A 14,748-nucleotide genomic window follows, 5' to 3' on the forward strand; every position below is an offset into this window, starting at 1 on the left:
GAGGCGACAACCGATTTCGTGACGTTCGGGGTAACTCATCGGGTACGTCCGAACTCGGTTCGGCACCCAACCGCCGGCACGGGTACGCGACCGTCGACGGCTCTCAGCCGGCCGCTGAAGTCTCGGCGAGGCGGGGGGACTCGGTCGGCGGCAGCGAGGTGCCGAGCAGCGGCCCGAACAGGCGGGGGAGATCCGCGGGGAACGGGATCTGGGGTAGGTCGGGATCCGGGCGCAGCGGCGGCTGGGCGGTGCTACTGGGCGCGACGGGCGCGCCGCCGGCCGAACCGGTGAGGGGCGTCGGAGCCGCGGCCGTGGTGCGGCGCTGGGTGGTCGTGGTGCTGGTGGAGCCGCCCGAAGGACCCGTCGGCGTGGTCTGCGGGACCGGCTGCTGCGGGCCGGTTGTGGACGGCGAGTAGTGGGTGTTCTGCGGCTCGGGCACCACGAATTCCTTGACCCCGTACCCGACGATCAGTCCGACCACCACGATCGCGCCCGCCAGCGTGCCCGCGAGCTTGGTGAAGGTGCCGATCGGCGCGTCCGAGCCCAGGCCGATCACCGGGAAGGTGCTGCTCGGTGTGGTCGAATCCGCCACCAGCGCCGCGCCTTTCGCGATCGCGGCCTCCGGCTCCGGCACGGTGACGACCGGCACGTCGAGCTCGCGCTCCAGCCCCACCACCATGATCGGCACATTGGCGCCGCCGCCGATCACGGCGACCGCCTCCGGGAACTTCGGGGCGCGCGCGAAGACGGCACGGGAGAACACCGCCAGCTCGCGTAGCAGGTCGGCGACGATCTCCTCGAAGTCCACCCGGGTCAGTTTGAGCGGCTGCCCGGCCACATGGTCGATGGTGACCGCCGGAACCACCGATAGGTGCTCCTTGGCGGCGCGGCTGCGGTTGAGCAGGATGCCCCGGTTGGGGCGGATGCCGCGGCGGGACAGGTGACAGTCCAGCAGATGCTGCAGGATCAGCTCGTCGATGGCGTTGCCGCTGATGGCGGTGGTGCGCTCGGTGCGCAGCACGCTGTCGTCGGCGTGGTCGGCCACGGTGACCGTGGTGCCGGTGGCCCCGATGTCGATGATTGCCACCGTGTTCCAGCGGTCCAGCAGGCCGGTGTGCCGCAGATAGGCCAGGGCCGCGGTGCTCTCCGGGATGAGCTGTACGCTGTGCCGCTGCCGGCCGATCGCCGAGCGGATGATCTGGGCCTGCTCCCGGTCCCGGTAGGCGACCGCGATGTCACTGGGCGGGGCCGAGTAGGGCTCGCGGTGGCCGTTGCCGCGGGCGATCGGATGGGCACCGACCGGATGCACGCTGTCGCGCGGGATCTGGATGGTCATCAACTCGATCGAGGAGGCCACCAGATCACCGACGTCGGAGTGGGCGGTATCGGCTGTCACGACGCGGTAGTCGAAGTTCTGGGCGCCGTTGGGCGCGGTGGCGACCGTCGCCGAGCACACCACCTCGCTTCCGGCGGAGATGCCGAGGGATGTTCGCATGTTCACCTCCCTTCGAGCGGATGGTCCGGGTGGAGACGACCATCTCGAACGGACTCCGGACGCGTCCTACGGGTAGCGGACGTCTCCGAGCTTCGGATCGCGGCGGGCCCTTGTCCGATAGGGCATCCGGACCTGCCACTGATCACTTGCGGTCTTGCTCTCTTCTCGAGCCCGCGCGCAGGGTCGCCGCGCGGTTAGCGGGGTGAAGCAGTTGTGAAACTCTCGACGGTGCACGTGGCGGGACCGAGTCGGTCTCGTCGCGTGGCCGACGTCAATGGTGTCACAATCCGTTATCCGAACGTTACAGATTTTCGGATTTCTTTGGAAGCCCTCAGATTCCCGGGCCGTCGTGTCGGCGAGTCGCGTTGTCCAGCGGTGTTGCCATGCTGTCCAGCGGCGTTACAGATAACACCGGGTGTCGAGTAGCAGTGCCCGGCCTTGAGCGCTGGCACTCCCGTGTATAGAGTGCTAGTTGGCACTGGGTTAGTGCTGAGGTGCCAGCTGATGACTACTGAGCAGAGGTCCCGGCACCCGCGACGACGGGGCTGATTGCGCAGGGTCACACACATGACCGAAACCGTGAGTCCGGGGAACAGCCCCGGACGCGACGAATCCCCTGAAAGTGGAGGGCTCAACGTGGCGAGCGTGAACATCAAGCCGCTCGAGGACAAGATCCTCGTCCAGGCCAACGAGGCCGAGACGACGACCGCCTCCGGCCTGGTCATCCCCGACACGGCGAAGGAGAAGCCCCAGGAGGGCACCGTCATCGCCGTGGGCCCGGGTCGCTGGGACGAGGACGGCGAGAAGCGGATTCCGCTGGACGTCAAGGAAGGCGACGTCGTCATCTACAGCAAGTACGGCGGCACCGAGATCAAGTACAACGGTGCGGAGTACCTGATCCTGTCGGCTCGCGACCTGCTGGCCGTCGTCACCAAGTAAGAACGCTCCAACTCTCGGGGCTCTCAGGGGCTTCCCCTGAAACCCCATGGAGAGACACCGCCCCGGAGTCGCAGCTGCCAATACAGCAACCGGCCCGGGGCGGAGTGCGTTCCGACCCAACTCATTTCAGGAGTAGGTACATGGCAAAGCAGATCGAGTTCGACGAGAAGGCTCGTCGGGCGATGGAGCGCGGCGTCGACAAGCTCGCCGACGCCGTCAAGGTCACCCTGGGCCCGCGCGGCCGGCACGTGGTGCTGGCCAAGGCGTTCGGCGGCCCGACCGTCACCAACGACGGCGTGACCATCGCTCGCGACATCGACCTCGAGGACCCGTTCGAGAACCTGGGCGCGCAGCTGGTCAAGAGCGTCGCCACCAAGACCAACGATGTCGCCGGCGACGGCACCACCACCGCCACCGTGCTGGCGCAGGCCCTCATCAAGGGCGGCCTGAAGAACATTGCCGCCGGCGCCAACCCGATGACCCTGGGCAAGGGCATGAACAAGGCCGCCGAGGCGGTCGCCGCGGCCCTGCACGCCGCCGCGACCCCGGTCAACGGCGAGAAGTCCATCGCGCAGGTCGCCACCGTGTCCTCGCGGGACGAGGAGATCGGCGCGCTGGTCGCCGAGGCGCTGACCAAGGTCGGCAAGGACGGCGTCGTCACCATCGAGGAGTCCTCGGGTCTGCAGACCGAGGTCGCCATCACCGAGGGCGTGCAGTTCGACAAGGGCTACCTGTCCCCGTACTTCGTCACCGACCCGGAGACCATGCAGGCGGTCTACGAGGACGTCTGGATCCTGCTGAACCGCGAGAAGATCAGCTCCCTGCCGGACCTGCTTCCGCTGCTGGAGAAGATCGCGGAGTCGGGCAAGCCGGTCGTCATCATCGCCGAGGACGTCGACGGCGAGGCGCTGTCCACCCTGGTGGTCAACGCGATTCGCAAGACCCTCAAGGTCGTCGCCGTGAAGGCCCCGTTCTTCGGTGACCGCCGCAAGGCGTTCCTGGACGACCTGGCCATCGTCACCGGCGGCACCGTGGTCAACCCGGACCTGGGCATCACCCTGCGTGAGGCCGGCCTGGACGTGCTGGGCAAGGCCCGCCGCGTCGTGGTCACCAAGGACGAGACCACCATCGTCGAGGGCGCCGGCGCGCAGTCCGACATCGACGGGCGAGTTGCCCAGCTGCGCAAGGAGATCGAGAACACCGACTCCGACTGGGACCGCGAGAAGCTGGAAGAGCGCCTGGCCAAGCTGGCCGGCGGCGTCGCCGTCATCAAGGTCGGCGCGGCCACCGAGACCGAGCTCAAGGAGCGCAAGTACCGCGTCGAGGACGCCGTCGCGTCCGCCAAGGCCGCGGTCGCCGAGGGCATCGTTCCCGGCGGTGGCACCGCCCTGGTGCAGGCCGCGTCCACGCTGAACGCCCTGCGCGACTCGCTCTCCGGCGACGAGGCGGTCGGCGTCGAGGTCGTGCGTCAGGCCCTGCTGTCGCCGCTGTTCTGGATCGCCAGCAATGCCGGCGTCGACGGCGCGGTCGTCGTGTCCAAGGTGTCCGACGGCAAGCACGGCTTCAACGCCGCCACCCTCACCTACGGCGACCTGGTCGCCGAGGGCGTCATCGACCCGGTGAAGGTGACCCGTTCCGCGGTGGAGAACGCCACCTCGGTGGCCCGCATGGTGCTCACCACGGAGTCCGCGATCGTCGACAAGCCGGTCGACGAGCCTGCCGACGCGCACCACGGTCACGCCCACTGACCCAGCCCCGCTGACGTCAGCTCAGGCCCCCGGACAGCCCGCTGTCCGGGGGCCTCGCCGTCTCCGAACCCCAACCGCGCCATCCGACTTCCTCCGGCGCGATCCGGCCGTCGGCGCGACTGCGCCACGCCCCGCATCGCCATGGTGACGCCCGCACTCGCCATGGCCGCGCCCACTGCCATGGTGATGGCCGGGTTGCCGTGAGGCCCGGACTGCTTTGCGCCACTGTCATTTTCGGGCCGCCACGCCCTGTCCGCCGAGGCACTGCCGGCCTCGTTCCATGAAAGTTCCAATGCGCGAACGGAATCCGACCGACGCGAGGTATCGGTCCGGGTATGCGGGCCCGCACCGGTTTTCGGATCCGCGCGGGAGTCAGCGCGCCGGGGAGTTCGTCAGCGTAGGCCCGGGGTAGGAGTCGGTCGGTGACGGCGTCAGCCAATTCGGGCCCAGTGGCCCGGAGACGGGCGGGAGCGGTATGGCGGGAGATGGGTCCCGGAGATCGCCCGAATGGGAGTCGGTGAAGGCGTAGAGACCCCCGACGACGAGAGTGAGAGCGGCCAGTCCCGCGAGGCCACGGCGGTAGGAGCGAATGGAGATGCTGAGGAGTCGCATACGAATCGGTCTTTACCGGCAAAGCATGCAGCCGAAACCGGTCAGGCGACCTGAATCGGCGGCATGCACAGGGGCCTCGCGGGCGTGACGGGTTCTGGACCTCTTACTTCGGGAAATGAGCTCTCAGTCGTGGATCGGACTGGGGGAGCGGCCGTTTCCGTGGTGGAGACCGGGGTGGGAACGGTGGATCGTGTTCGGCGGTGCCTGGTCTGTGGCTATCGCGGCGAGAAGGCGGTCGCGGAGCGCGGGCGGTGGCGGTACGGCCACCGCGGACGCGGCCAGCATGATGGCTTCTCGGGTCTGCTGCACTTCCTGGGTGAAGGCGGCGCGCAGTACAGCGTCGTCGGTATCCAAAAGGTCCGCCACTGCGCGCTGATCTTCGTCGCCGATCGATCCGAGCGCGACAGTGTGCGCGAGATCGATCTGGCTTTCTTTCATCTCACGTCACTCCCAAACTTTTCTTGAGTCGTGTCAATCCATCCCGTATACGGGACTTAACGGTCGGTAACCCCACGCCCAGATGGGCTGCGACCTCGGCGTACGTGCGTCCGCCGAAGTACGCGAGGGAGATGGCTTCCCGCTGCGTCTCCGTCAACGTCGCCAGGCCGGCGAGCACCGCCTGCTGTTCCAGCCGGCGCCCGACCTCCTCGGTGACTTCGTCGAATTCGTTGCCGAGGGTGCTGGTGCCGTACGCGACCTCGCGCAGGGCGTGCGCCTGCTCGGCCCGAACCCGGTCGACCGCGCGCCGATGGGCCAGCGTCATCAACCAGGTGACGGCGGAACCCTTGGACGGGTCGAAGTTGGCTGCCGTGCGCCAGATCTGGAGATAGACCTCCTGCGTGGTCTCCTCCGCATAGCCCGGATCATGTAGCACGCGTAGAACCAGGCCGAACACTCTCGCGCTGGTGCGGTCGTACAGCTCGGCGAACGCCTGCTGATCCGACTGCCCGCAACGCTCGAGGAGTGCGGCTAGTTCCAGACTTTCGGCTGCGCGCGCCGTCACCGCAGAGTCCACGCTGGGCGTTTCCGCCCCTCCGTCCCTCGAGCTCTGGAACGAGTTGCCCTCTGCGGCAGGCGGCCGCGCTGTCACAACGCTCCGTTCTGTGTCATCGGCCACGAGGGTAGCGTGCCGCTATAACCTCCTCTCGCGTGGGGGTATCGGCAAAGAGACTGTGGCAGAGTGGCTTTCCATTGCACCGAAACGTCGCATACATGACATTCGAGACATGACGTGACGCCGGTCGTCGCCGACCCTCTCGAGCGGTGCCGGGTGTTTGCTAGACATTCGGCACGCCATCGCTGTCGGATGGGAGGAATCTCGAGCCCACCCGGTCGCCGTCCTCAGCGATACCGCTGGTGAACACCAGTCACGCGAGTTTGCCTGGAGCGCAGAACGGGTAGGTCAGGCGACGATGCGCCGGCGGTTGCGGCGGGCGTGTAGCTCACGCTCGGTCTCGGACATGCCGCCCCAGATGCCGTAGGGCTCGCTGACCTTCAGCGCGTGCGACCGGCACTGCAGCAGCACCGGGCAGGACTTGCAGATCTCCTTGGCGCGTAGCTCGCGCTGGGCCCGGGCGCGGCCGCGTTCGCCGTCCGGGTGGAAGAACACCGCGGAGTCCTGGCCGCGGCAGGATCCGCGCATCTGCCAATCCCAGACATCGGCGTTCGGACCTGGGAGGTGGGTCGGCATAGGCATGGTGAACTCCTCATGGTGCGAGCTCGTCGGCATTGTCGAGCGGTGCTGGTGGCAAACAGGTGGCCGCATCGCCGTGGCCCGGCGATCGCACTTCGTCGGCTCCGAATTCGACACGACGCCAACGACGGCGATGACGTACGTTAGGTCGGACAACGAATTCGAGTCAATAGCTTCATTCGACTCGAGCCGAATACGTGCACATTAGAGAATTAACATCCTCGCTATTTACAAAACCGGCTGCCTGTGGTGATACTGATCGGTTGCCCAGTACCGTGACCAAGCTGTGATAGCCCATCCGACTGGTCGAAATGCCTGGTAGCAGCAGCTTTTCGGGGGTCGGTACCTGTCACTCGATCTATGCAAGAGTCTCGATCAGAGTGATCTCAGCCATTGGACATCTCGCGCTGAGTAGGGTAGAGATGGCCGATTCGCGGCCGTCAGGTTAATAGCGCGAAACGCTATACGAATTCCTTACGGGCGTGCTGGGCGATAGCGAGAACAGATTTACGGAGTGGAAACACAAAGGCGCTCGTGAATGCTGATCGATAGCTGGGGGCTTGTGGTATGTCGGCTGCCCTCACTTGCCCCGGCACTGGTTACAGTGCGGCTGTGCCTGTGCTCGAAGTGAACTCCGAACTCGCCGACGCCGCTTTCGGCGCCACGCCGGAACGTGCTGCCACCGGGTTGCCCGCGGCCGCCGATGCCGCCGAATCCTGGTTGCGAGCAGTCTCGCTCAGTGGAATCGGACACTACGCCGCCGCGCGCGCCGAGCTCGGCCGCGCCCGCCGCGCCAGCACCGACCTCGCACTGCTGTCGCTCACCCACAGCACCGAGGCCTCTTTGCTGCGCCAGCTCGGCTGGCACGGCGACGCCGCCGTCGCCGACGGCCGCGCGGCCGCCCTCGCCCTGCCCGCCGTCGCCGGCGATCTTGCTCCCGTGGCCGCGCTGGCCGCGACCCCGGCGGAAATCAGGCGCGCCGAAGCGGTTTGCGATGCGTTGACCGGACTCGCCGCCGATGCTCTCGGCACCCTCCGCCCGGCGCTTGCCGCCCGGCTGCTGGATCGTTGCCGCAAATACCTCGACGTTCATCTGGCCGATGCCGCGAGTGTGTGGCGCCCGCGTGTCCGACTGCACTGGGTGGCTGCCGAGACAGCGCTGTCGGCCCCCGGCTCCGGTTTGATCTCCGCCCCCGCGGCCGAGCTCGCGGCGGGCGGTCGCCCGGCTCCGGCCGATCCCGCCCTGGCCCACGCCGAGGCCGCCCTCGCCCTCGCGGAAAACTCGCCCTCGCTGCGGCATCGAGTGAAATCCCGGCTACTTCTGGCCGCCGCCAGCGCCGCCGCGGGCGACCTCGACCGATCCCGGGCTCTCGCAACCGAAGTCGATCGGGACTGCGCCGAACATGAGCTGCTGCCGTTGCGCTGGGCCTGCGCCATGCTGCGCTCCGGCGTCGAACCCGGAGGTGACGGCGCGATCGTGGCCGCCGAGTGCGCGCGGTTGCTGGACGCTCGCGGCGGGCGATTGCGTTCGGCCAGCGGTCTTCTCGGTCATCCCTGAGTAGCCCCCGGGACTTCCCTGAGTCGTCCCGGAGAAGGACCCCGTAACGGCTGGCATGAATGCGCCAGCCGCTATTGTTGGACCGTTCCGCCCCCATCGGCGGAAGCACCGGCTCTCCCGCCGCCGTGCCACTCTCGAAAACGCCAGGAACAGCTCTGACGATGAACAACACGGGTGAGGAGTTGGATCCCGCAGTCGTCGCTGCCGCAGCGCAGGGCGACCGGGCGGCCCTTTCCCAGGTACTGGTGAGCATCCGCCCCCTCGTGGTGCGGTATTGCCGTGCGCGCATCGGATCGGCCGAACGTGGCCAGCTCTCCGCTGACGACGTCGCGCAGGAGGTTTGTCTGGCCGTCATGACCGCCCTCCCCAGGTACCAGGATCAGGGTCGGCCGTTCATGGCTTTCGTCTACGGCATCGCCTCGCACAAGGTCGCAGACGCCCACAGAAATTCCGCCCGTAACAAGGCGGACGCCATGGCCGAAGTACCGGATGTCATATCCACCGACCAGGGACCGGAGCAGCGAGCTCTCGAATCCGAAACGAGCCGGCAGATGAACGCTCTGCTGGCGACCTTGCCGGAAAAGCATCGAGAAATCCTGATCCTTCGCCTGGTCATGGGTCTGTCGGCTGAAGAAACTGCAGTCGCCGTGGGCAGTACGGCGGGTGCTATACGAGTCGCCCAGCACCGGGCACTCGCGAAACTCAAGTCTCAAGTGGCGAGGGCAGGTGAAATGTATGGCTAGGGATGGCGAGCGCGGTCGGGGCGACTGGAAGGCGCGACCTGGATCGCAGAACAGCGGTCCCTACGCCGAGGCGTCCGGTGATACCGGGCCGGTGGACATTGCCGCGGTGCGACGCGACGATGCACTGATCGACGCCATCTCCGGCGACGGCCCCGTGCAGACGGGTACTTCGGAGGAGTATCAGCTCGCCGCTTTGCTGGCGGACTGGCGCGCGGAGATCGTGGCCGAGCCGTTGCCGGCCGGACCGGACCTGGATGCCATTGTCGCCGCGGTCAACCAGGAGATCGGCGCACGGCAGGCCAGAATCGGCGCGTCGAATCGCGGGCGACTGAGGCTCGTCCGGCCCATCCTGGGTACGGCGGCGGCCGTGGCACTCGTCATCGGAGGCCTGACGGCGTTCTCCTACAACGCGAGTCCTGGCGATCCGCTCTGGCGGGTCAAGGAGGTCGTGTTCAGCGAACAGGCCCAATCGACGGTTGTCTCGCGGGCGGACAGTGATCTGGTACAGGCGCAGCAGCTCATCGCGCAGGGCAAGGCCGACGAGGCCAAGCCGCTGATGGAGCGTGCCGCCGACAATGCCTCCCAGGTCAACGACTCCGGCAAGAAGGACAACCTGACCGACCGCTGGCAGCAGCTGTACGCGGTGCTGCAGCAGAAGGCGCCCGAGGTGGCCAGCTCGCTGGCGTCGATCGCCCCGACCGGCAGCACCACCAAGGCCCCGGTCGTGACGACCACGCCGAATCAGCCGGTGCCGCCGGTGAATCCGCCGACCAAGACCGATGGCGGCCCGTCGTCGACCGTCGATTCGCGGCCGATCGAAACCGCGCCGAGCCCGAATCCGGGCACCGGAGGCGGAGTTTCGACGGTGCCGACCGTTCCGCCGGTGACCACCCTGCCGTCCCTGCCGCAGGAATCCGAATCGCCGGTGGTGCCGCCGACCGGTGGTGGCGGGAACCCGACGTCGGCCGTGGTTCCGAGCGGAGGCAATACCGGTGGCGGTACGACGGGTGGCGGTACGACGGGTGGCGGCCTGCAGCCGCCGCCGGTCGAAAAGCCCTCGCCCGTCGCGCCCGTCCCGTCCACGATCGTCCTGCCGACCGGCGGCGGCCTGCTGCCGCCGGCTCCGTTGCCGGGGACGCACTAGGACACCCGCTTCACCCGATCGTCGTGCGCCGATCGGGTTTTCACGTCAGCGGGGCGGAACGGCCTTCGCAGGACATGCGAAAAGGGCCTGCATCCTTGGGATGCAGGCCCTTTTCGATGAATCAGACGTCGAACCCGTCGAATCCGTCGCCGTGCAGTGCCTCGTTCATGGAAGCGTCCGCGTAACCGCGGCAGTAGTCCCAGGTGACGTAGGCCTCGGGCGTCGGGTCGTAGGCGGGCTCGTGCGGTCGCACCGTGCCGTCCACCAGTAGCTGGAGGAGGTTGGCGCGCAACATGTCCCAGTCGTGGTAGTGATCCTGCCGGCAGTCCTCACAGCTGACCACGAGACCGCGGATGCCGCGGTGGGCCAGCAGCGCCTCGTAGACCGCGAGGTCGGCGAGATCCTCTTCGACCGCTAGGCGCTCGTGAGGATCCAGCGGCTCCCCCGGCTCGATGGCATCGAGCGCGGCCGACGGGTCGGAGGGGTCTCCGGCGAACGGATCCGGCGGCAAGCCAGGTGGTAGATGGTCACGCACAGTCCCACGGTACGCAGAACCACCCCATGTGCGCCAGCGCTGAAGGGGATTTGCCCTCACTTCGCTGGTGGTGCGGCGCACAGTGCGCTCTCGGTGTGGCGCGCGGTGTTGTCCTGGGCAGGCACAGTGGTTGTCCTGGGCAGGTGTAGTGATGTCGTGGCTGCCGACACAGTAATGGCACGGCCGACAAACCGCAGCGGTTGTGGCCGTCGATACGGCGCTGTCAGGCCCACTGACGCGGGGTCGGGCGGGGTGCGGCGTGGAATTGTCGAGCCGATACCATGGTTGACCAAAGGCCGGGTAGCAAACGCCGGCATTGCCATTCATCCATGCGTCCACCGGTGCCCGGTCCGGTGGATGATGCCGAGGTCCAGGAGGGGTCGATCCGAATGAGCAGTCCCGTGACGGGCGAACGAAACACTGGCCGCCCCCATACGGGCGGCGACGATCCCAACAAGATCGCCATGCTCGGTCTCACCTTCGATGACGTGCTGTTGTTGCCCGCGGCCTCGGATCTTATTCCGAGCTCGGTCGACACCTCGAGCAAGCTGACGCGTGAGATCTCGCTGCGCACCCCGCTGGTGAGTTCGGCCATGGACACCGTCACCGAGGCGCGCATGGCCATCGCCATGGCGCGCGCGGGCGGTATGGGCGTGCTGCACCGCAATCTGTCGGTGGAGGCGCAGGCCGCGCAGGCCGAGACGGTGAAGCGGTCCGAGGCGGGCATGGTGACCGATCCGGTGACCTGTCGCCCCGATGACACGCTGGCCGAGGTCGACGCCATGTGCGCCCGCTTCCGCATCTCCGGTCTGCCGGTGGTGGACGAGCGCGGCATGCTGGTCGGCATCATCACCAACCGCGATATGCGGTTCGAGGTCGATCAGGACCGCAAGGTCGCCGAGGTGATGACCAAGGCGCCGCTGATCACCGCCCAGGAGGGCGTCACCGCCGAGGCCGCGCTGGGCCTGCTGCGCCGCCACAAGATCGAGAAGCTGCCGATCGTGGACGGCAGCGGCAAGCTGCGCGGCCTGATCACCGTGAAGGACTTCGTCAAGACCGAGCAGTACCCGAACGCCACCAAGGACCGTGACGGCCGCCTGCTGGTCGGCGCCGCGGTCGGCGTCGGCGAGGACGCCTGGGTCCGGGCCATGACGCTGGCCGAGGTCGGCGTGGACGTGCTGGTGGTGGACACCGCGCACGGTCACCAGTCGGGCGTGCTGCAGATGGTCTCCAAGGTCAAGGCCGAGGTCGGCGACCGAGTACAGATCGTCGGCGGCAATGTCGCCACCCGCGCGGGCGCCCTGGCGCTGGTCGAGGCGGGCGTGGACGCCGTGAAGGTGGGTGTGGGCCCCGGCTCCATCTGCACCACCCGCGTGGTCGCCGGTGTCGGCGCGCCGCAGATCACCGCGATCCTGGAGGCCGTGGCGGCGTGCAAGCCGCACGGTGTGCCGGTCATCGCCGACGGTGGTGTGCAGTACTCCGGCGACATCGCCAAGGCCATCGCGGCCGGCGCCTCGACCGTCATGCTCGGTTCGCTGCTGGCCGGTACGGCCGAGTCGCCCGGTGATCTGATCCTGGTGGGCGGCAAGCAGTTCAAGAGCTATCGCGGTATGGGTTCGCTGGGCGCCATGCAGGGTCGCGGCGAGGCCAAGTCGTACTCCAAGGACCGCTACTTCCAGGACGACGTGCTCTCGGAGAAGAAGCTGGTGCCCGAGGGCATCGAGGGCCGGGTTCCGTTCCGCGGCCCGCTGGATCAGGTCATCCACCAGCTGGTGGGTGGTCTGCGCGCGGCCATGGGCTACACCGGTTCGCAGAGCATCACCGATCTGCAGGCGGCGCAGTTCGTGCAGATCACGGCGGCGGGCCTGAAGGAGTCGCACCCGCACGACATCACCATGACCGTCGAGGCTCCCAACTACACCACCCGTTCGTAGCCGGACCGAACCGGCAAATACCAACGCCCACAAGGTTCGCGGCGCGTCTCGTTCTGGACTGAGCGGAGCGGGCGAGCGCAGCGGAGGAGCGGAGGGAGGGAAGAACGAGACCTCCAGCGCCGCGAACCCGCCCGGAGCGAAGCGGAGGGCAAATTAGACACAGGAGGACTGACGATGCGCGATATGGTCGAGATCGGCATGGGCCGGACCGCCCGGCGCACCTACGAACTGGACGATATCGACATCGTTCCGTCCCGTCGGACCCGCTCGTCCAAGCAGGTATCGCTGTCCTGGCAGCTGGACGCCTACCGCTTCGAGATCCCGTTCCTGGCGCATCCCACCGACGCGCTGGTGTCGCCGGAGTTCGCCATCGAGCTGGGTAAGGCCGGCGGTCTGGGCGTTATCAATGGTGAGGGCCTGTGGGCCCGGCACGCCGATGTGGCCGCCAAGATCCAGCAGCTCACCGAGGTCGGCGAGAAGGAGGGCACCGAGGCCGCGGTGGCGCTGCTGCAGGAGCTGCACGCCGCCCCGATGCAGCCCGATCTGCTGGCGGCCGCGGTCGCGCAGGTGCGCGCGGCCGGTGTCACCACCGCGGTGCGGGTGAGCCCGCAGAACGCGCGGGCGCTGACCCCGTCGCTGGTGCAGGCGGGCATCGACCTGCTGGTGGTGCACGGCACCATCATCTCGGCCGAGCACGTGGGCGACGGTGAGCCGTTGAACATGAAGACCTTCATCGCCGAGCTGGATGTGCCGGTGGTGGCGGGCGGTGTGTCCGATCACCGCACCGCGCTGCACCTGATGCGCACCGGTGCGGCGGGCGTCATCGTCGGTTACGGCTCCATGCAGGGCGCCACCACCACGGGTGAGGTGCTCGGCATCGGGGTGCCGATGGCCACCGCCATCGCCGACGCCGCGGCCGCGCGTCGCGACTACCTGGACGAGACCGGCGGGCGCTACGTGCACGTCATCGCCGACGGCGAGACGCTGACCTCGGGCCACATCGCCAAGGCGATCGCCTGCGGTGCGGACGCGGTCATGCTGGGCGTGCCGCTGGCCATGGCCCGGGAGACCCCCGGCAACGGCTGGTACTGGCCGTCGGCCGCCGCGCACCCGTCGGTGCCGCGCGGCGCGGTGCTGCCGTACGCCGTCGACGAGGAGCGCGTCCCGCTGGACCAGGTCCTCTACGGCCCCTCCAACGACCCGTTCGGTTCGCTGAATCTGGTTGGCGGCCTGCGTCGTTCGATGGCGAAGACCGGCTACAGCGACCTCAAGGAATTCCAAAAGGTCGGTTTGAACGTCCGCGCCTGACCACGGAGCACAGCCTCGCGCCCTTGTGTATTCACCCGAATGTGCAAGGGCGCGAACTGTATCCGACGTCCGTGCCGCCGGTTGACTTCGGCCGCTGTCGAAGTCCTGGATCGGCCGTTTCGTTCGCAAAGGTGACAACTGATTTCGTACCGATCCGGGTCTCTCGTCGGGTACGTCCACAATCGTCTCTACGACTCCCAAGCCGCACGCTGAAGGCGCGGAGCGGCGGGTATGCCGCGGAGGAATTCGCGGACCGCGGTGTTGACGGCCACGGGGTGGGTCATGTTCACCGTCTGCCGGGCGCCTTCGATTTCGAGGTAGTGGGCATTGGGGAGGCGGTCGGCGAGTTCGCGGGCGTGGGAGCGGGGGACGCCGGAGCGGGTGGGGTGGATGACCAAAGTGGGGCAGGTGATTTCGGATAGTCGGTCCAGGACCGAGTCCCTGCCCAGCAGGGCGCCGGCGGCCACCTCGGTGGCGGTGGGGTCGCGGGCGAGCCAGCGTTTCACCCAGACGGCGCGGTACCAGTCGTCGTCGCCGATGAGCCAGCGGGCGAGGTATTCGGCGAGGGCCGGGCGGGGCCCGTCCTCATACCATTTGTCGAGGAACCTACGGGCGTTGATGAGTTCGGCCGGGGTGGGTTCGTGCGCCTCGCTGGAGAGCAGGACGAGGGCGGCGACGCGGCCGGGGGCCAGCAGTGCGGTGCGCAGGGCGATGAAGCCGCCCTGCGAGATCCCGCCCACCACCGCGCGTTCCGCGCCGAGTTGGTCCAGTACGGTCAGCGCGTCCCGGGCGGAGGTCCAGTACGTGAACGGCAGCCCCTCATCGCGAGTGCGGCCGTGCCCGCGCGCATCCCAGGTCACGATCCGGAACTCGGGTGTCAGCGCCGCCTGTTGCGACGCGAACATCGTTCGGTCCATGAGGAATTCGTGCCCCAACAGCACCACCGGGCCTCCGCCCCCGCTGTCTTCGTAGTGGATCTCGGCATCGATCGCACGGGCGAATGGCACGAGGTAGAGGATAGCCAGCACCGGTGACAATCC

13 protein-coding genes are annotated in these 14,748 nt (G+C 68.0%); 7 read left to right on the top strand and 6 right to left on the bottom strand.

The genetic code is table 11. From position 1 onward, the window contains the following. Positions 1-103: 103 nt before the first annotated feature. Positions 104-1,495, bottom strand: a complete 1,392-nt coding sequence (locus ACFXKA_RS03120; RefSeq protein WP_379425685.1) for an Hsp70 family protein — start codon at positions 1,493-1,495, stop codon at positions 104-106. A gap of 636 nt (positions 1,496-2,131) precedes the next feature. On the opposite strand from ACFXKA_RS03120, the gene groES reads away from it, so the two are divergent. Together groES and groL are read left to right on the top strand one after the other, a co-directional pair. Further along, on the top strand, positions 2,132-2,434 hold the full coding sequence (groES, locus tag ACFXKA_RS03125; RefSeq protein ID WP_040855536.1) for a co-chaperone GroES: 303 nt from the start codon (positions 2,132-2,134) through the stop codon (positions 2,432-2,434). A gap of 140 nt (positions 2,435-2,574) precedes the next feature. Beyond that, entirely contained in the window at positions 2,575-4,182 is a 1,608-nt protein-coding gene (gene groL, locus ACFXKA_RS03130; protein WP_354830320.1) for a chaperonin GroEL, read from the top strand. Positions 4,183-4,917: 735 nt separating this feature from the next. Here groL and ACFXKA_RS03135 read toward each other — a convergent pair. From ACFXKA_RS03135 to ACFXKA_RS03145, 3 genes are all read right to left on the bottom strand, one after another. Then, complete coding sequence (locus ACFXKA_RS03135) at positions 4,918-5,232, bottom strand: hypothetical protein (RefSeq protein WP_379425686.1); 315 nt, start codon at positions 5,230-5,232, stop codon at positions 4,918-4,920. Between the two features lies 1 nt (position 5,233). Then, a complete protein-coding gene (locus ACFXKA_RS03140) occupies positions 5,234-5,809 on the bottom strand; it encodes a sigma-70 family RNA polymerase sigma factor (RefSeq protein ID WP_364605372.1) in 576 nt (191 codons plus the stop codon). Positions 5,810-6,196: 387 nt separating this feature from the next. Continuing rightward, positions 6,197-6,490, bottom strand: coding sequence for a WhiB family transcriptional regulator (locus ACFXKA_RS03145; RefSeq protein WP_040855647.1), 294 nt, complete (start codon positions 6,488-6,490; stop codon positions 6,197-6,199). Positions 6,491-7,099: 609 nt separating this feature from the next. Here ACFXKA_RS03145 and ACFXKA_RS03150 point away from each other — a divergent pair. The 3 genes from ACFXKA_RS03150 (at position 7,100) to ACFXKA_RS03160 (ending at position 9,931) form a co-directional block, all read left to right on the top strand. Beyond that, positions 7,100-8,044, top strand: a complete 945-nt coding sequence (locus ACFXKA_RS03150) for a hypothetical protein (RefSeq protein ID WP_379425688.1) — start codon at positions 7,100-7,102, stop codon at positions 8,042-8,044. Between the two features lie 161 nt (positions 8,045-8,205). Beyond that, the gene (locus tag ACFXKA_RS03155; RefSeq protein WP_213557917.1) at positions 8,206-8,787 is read left to right on the top strand and encodes a sigma-70 family RNA polymerase sigma factor; all 582 of its coding nucleotides are present in this window, start codon (positions 8,206-8,208) and stop codon (positions 8,785-8,787) included. Continuing rightward, on the top strand, positions 8,780-9,931 hold the full coding sequence (locus ACFXKA_RS03160; protein ID WP_379425689.1) for an anti-sigma-D factor RsdA: 1,152 nt from the start codon (positions 8,780-8,782) through the stop codon (positions 9,929-9,931). Before ACFXKA_RS03155 ends, ACFXKA_RS03160 begins: the two co-directional genes overlap by 8 nt. A gap of 121 nt (positions 9,932-10,052) precedes the next feature. Here the strand turns inward: ACFXKA_RS03160 and ACFXKA_RS03165 are convergent, their stop codons facing one another. Further along, positions 10,053-10,466: a DUF5319 domain-containing protein gene (locus tag ACFXKA_RS03165; RefSeq protein ID WP_029923780.1), complete on the bottom strand. Its 414-nt coding sequence runs from the start codon at positions 10,464-10,466 to the stop codon at positions 10,053-10,055. Between the two features lie 389 nt (positions 10,467-10,855). On the opposite strand from ACFXKA_RS03165, the gene guaB reads away from it, so the two are divergent. Further along, complete coding sequence (guaB, locus tag ACFXKA_RS03170) at positions 10,856-12,400, top strand: IMP dehydrogenase (protein WP_379425690.1); 1,545 nt, start codon at positions 10,856-10,858, stop codon at positions 12,398-12,400. A gap of 174 nt (positions 12,401-12,574) precedes the next feature. Beyond that, positions 12,575-13,708, top strand: coding sequence for a GuaB3 family IMP dehydrogenase-related protein (locus ACFXKA_RS03175; RefSeq protein ID WP_354830309.1), 1,134 nt, complete (start codon positions 12,575-12,577; stop codon positions 13,706-13,708). 188 nt (positions 13,709-13,896) lie between these two features. Here ACFXKA_RS03175 and ACFXKA_RS03180 read toward each other — a convergent pair whose 3' ends face one another. After that, positions 13,897-14,715: an alpha/beta fold hydrolase gene (locus ACFXKA_RS03180; protein WP_379425692.1), complete on the bottom strand. Its 819-nt coding sequence runs from the start codon at positions 14,713-14,715 to the stop codon at positions 13,897-13,899. Positions 14,716-14,748: the final 33 nt, after the last annotated feature.

Source organism: Nocardia sp. NPDC059228, from assembly GCF_042754245.1.
Lineage (GTDB): Bacteria > Actinomycetota > Actinomycetes > Mycobacteriales > Mycobacteriaceae > Nocardia.

What these genes read in the sequence shown, in the direction of transcription:
- ACFXKA_RS03175 (WP_354830309.1), top strand. Translation starts at nt 12,575, where the DNA reads ATGCGCGATATGGTCGAGATCGGCATGGGCCGGACCGCCCGGCGCACC.
- ACFXKA_RS03160 (WP_379425689.1), top strand. Translation starts at nt 8,780, where the DNA reads ATGGCTAGGGATGGCGAGCGCGGTCGGGGCGACTGGAAGGCGCGACCT.
- ACFXKA_RS03155 (WP_213557917.1), top strand. Translation starts at nt 8,206, where the DNA reads ATGAACAACACGGGTGAGGAGTTGGATCCCGCAGTCGTCGCTGCCGCA.
- ACFXKA_RS03120 (WP_379425685.1), bottom strand. Translation starts at nt 1,495, where the DNA reads ATGCGAACATCCCTCGGCATCTCCGCCGGAAGCGAGGTGGTGTGCTCG.
- guaB (WP_379425690.1), top strand. Translation starts at nt 10,856, where the DNA reads ATGAGCAGTCCCGTGACGGGCGAACGAAACACTGGCCGCCCCCATACG.
- groL (WP_354830320.1), top strand. Translation starts at nt 2,575, where the DNA reads ATGGCAAAGCAGATCGAGTTCGACGAGAAGGCTCGTCGGGCGATGGAG.
- ACFXKA_RS03135 (WP_379425686.1), bottom strand. Translation starts at nt 5,232, where the DNA reads ATGAAAGAAAGCCAGATCGATCTCGCGCACACTGTCGCGCTCGGATCG.
- ACFXKA_RS03145 (WP_040855647.1), bottom strand. Translation starts at nt 6,490, where the DNA reads ATGCCTATGCCGACCCACCTCCCAGGTCCGAACGCCGATGTCTGGGAT.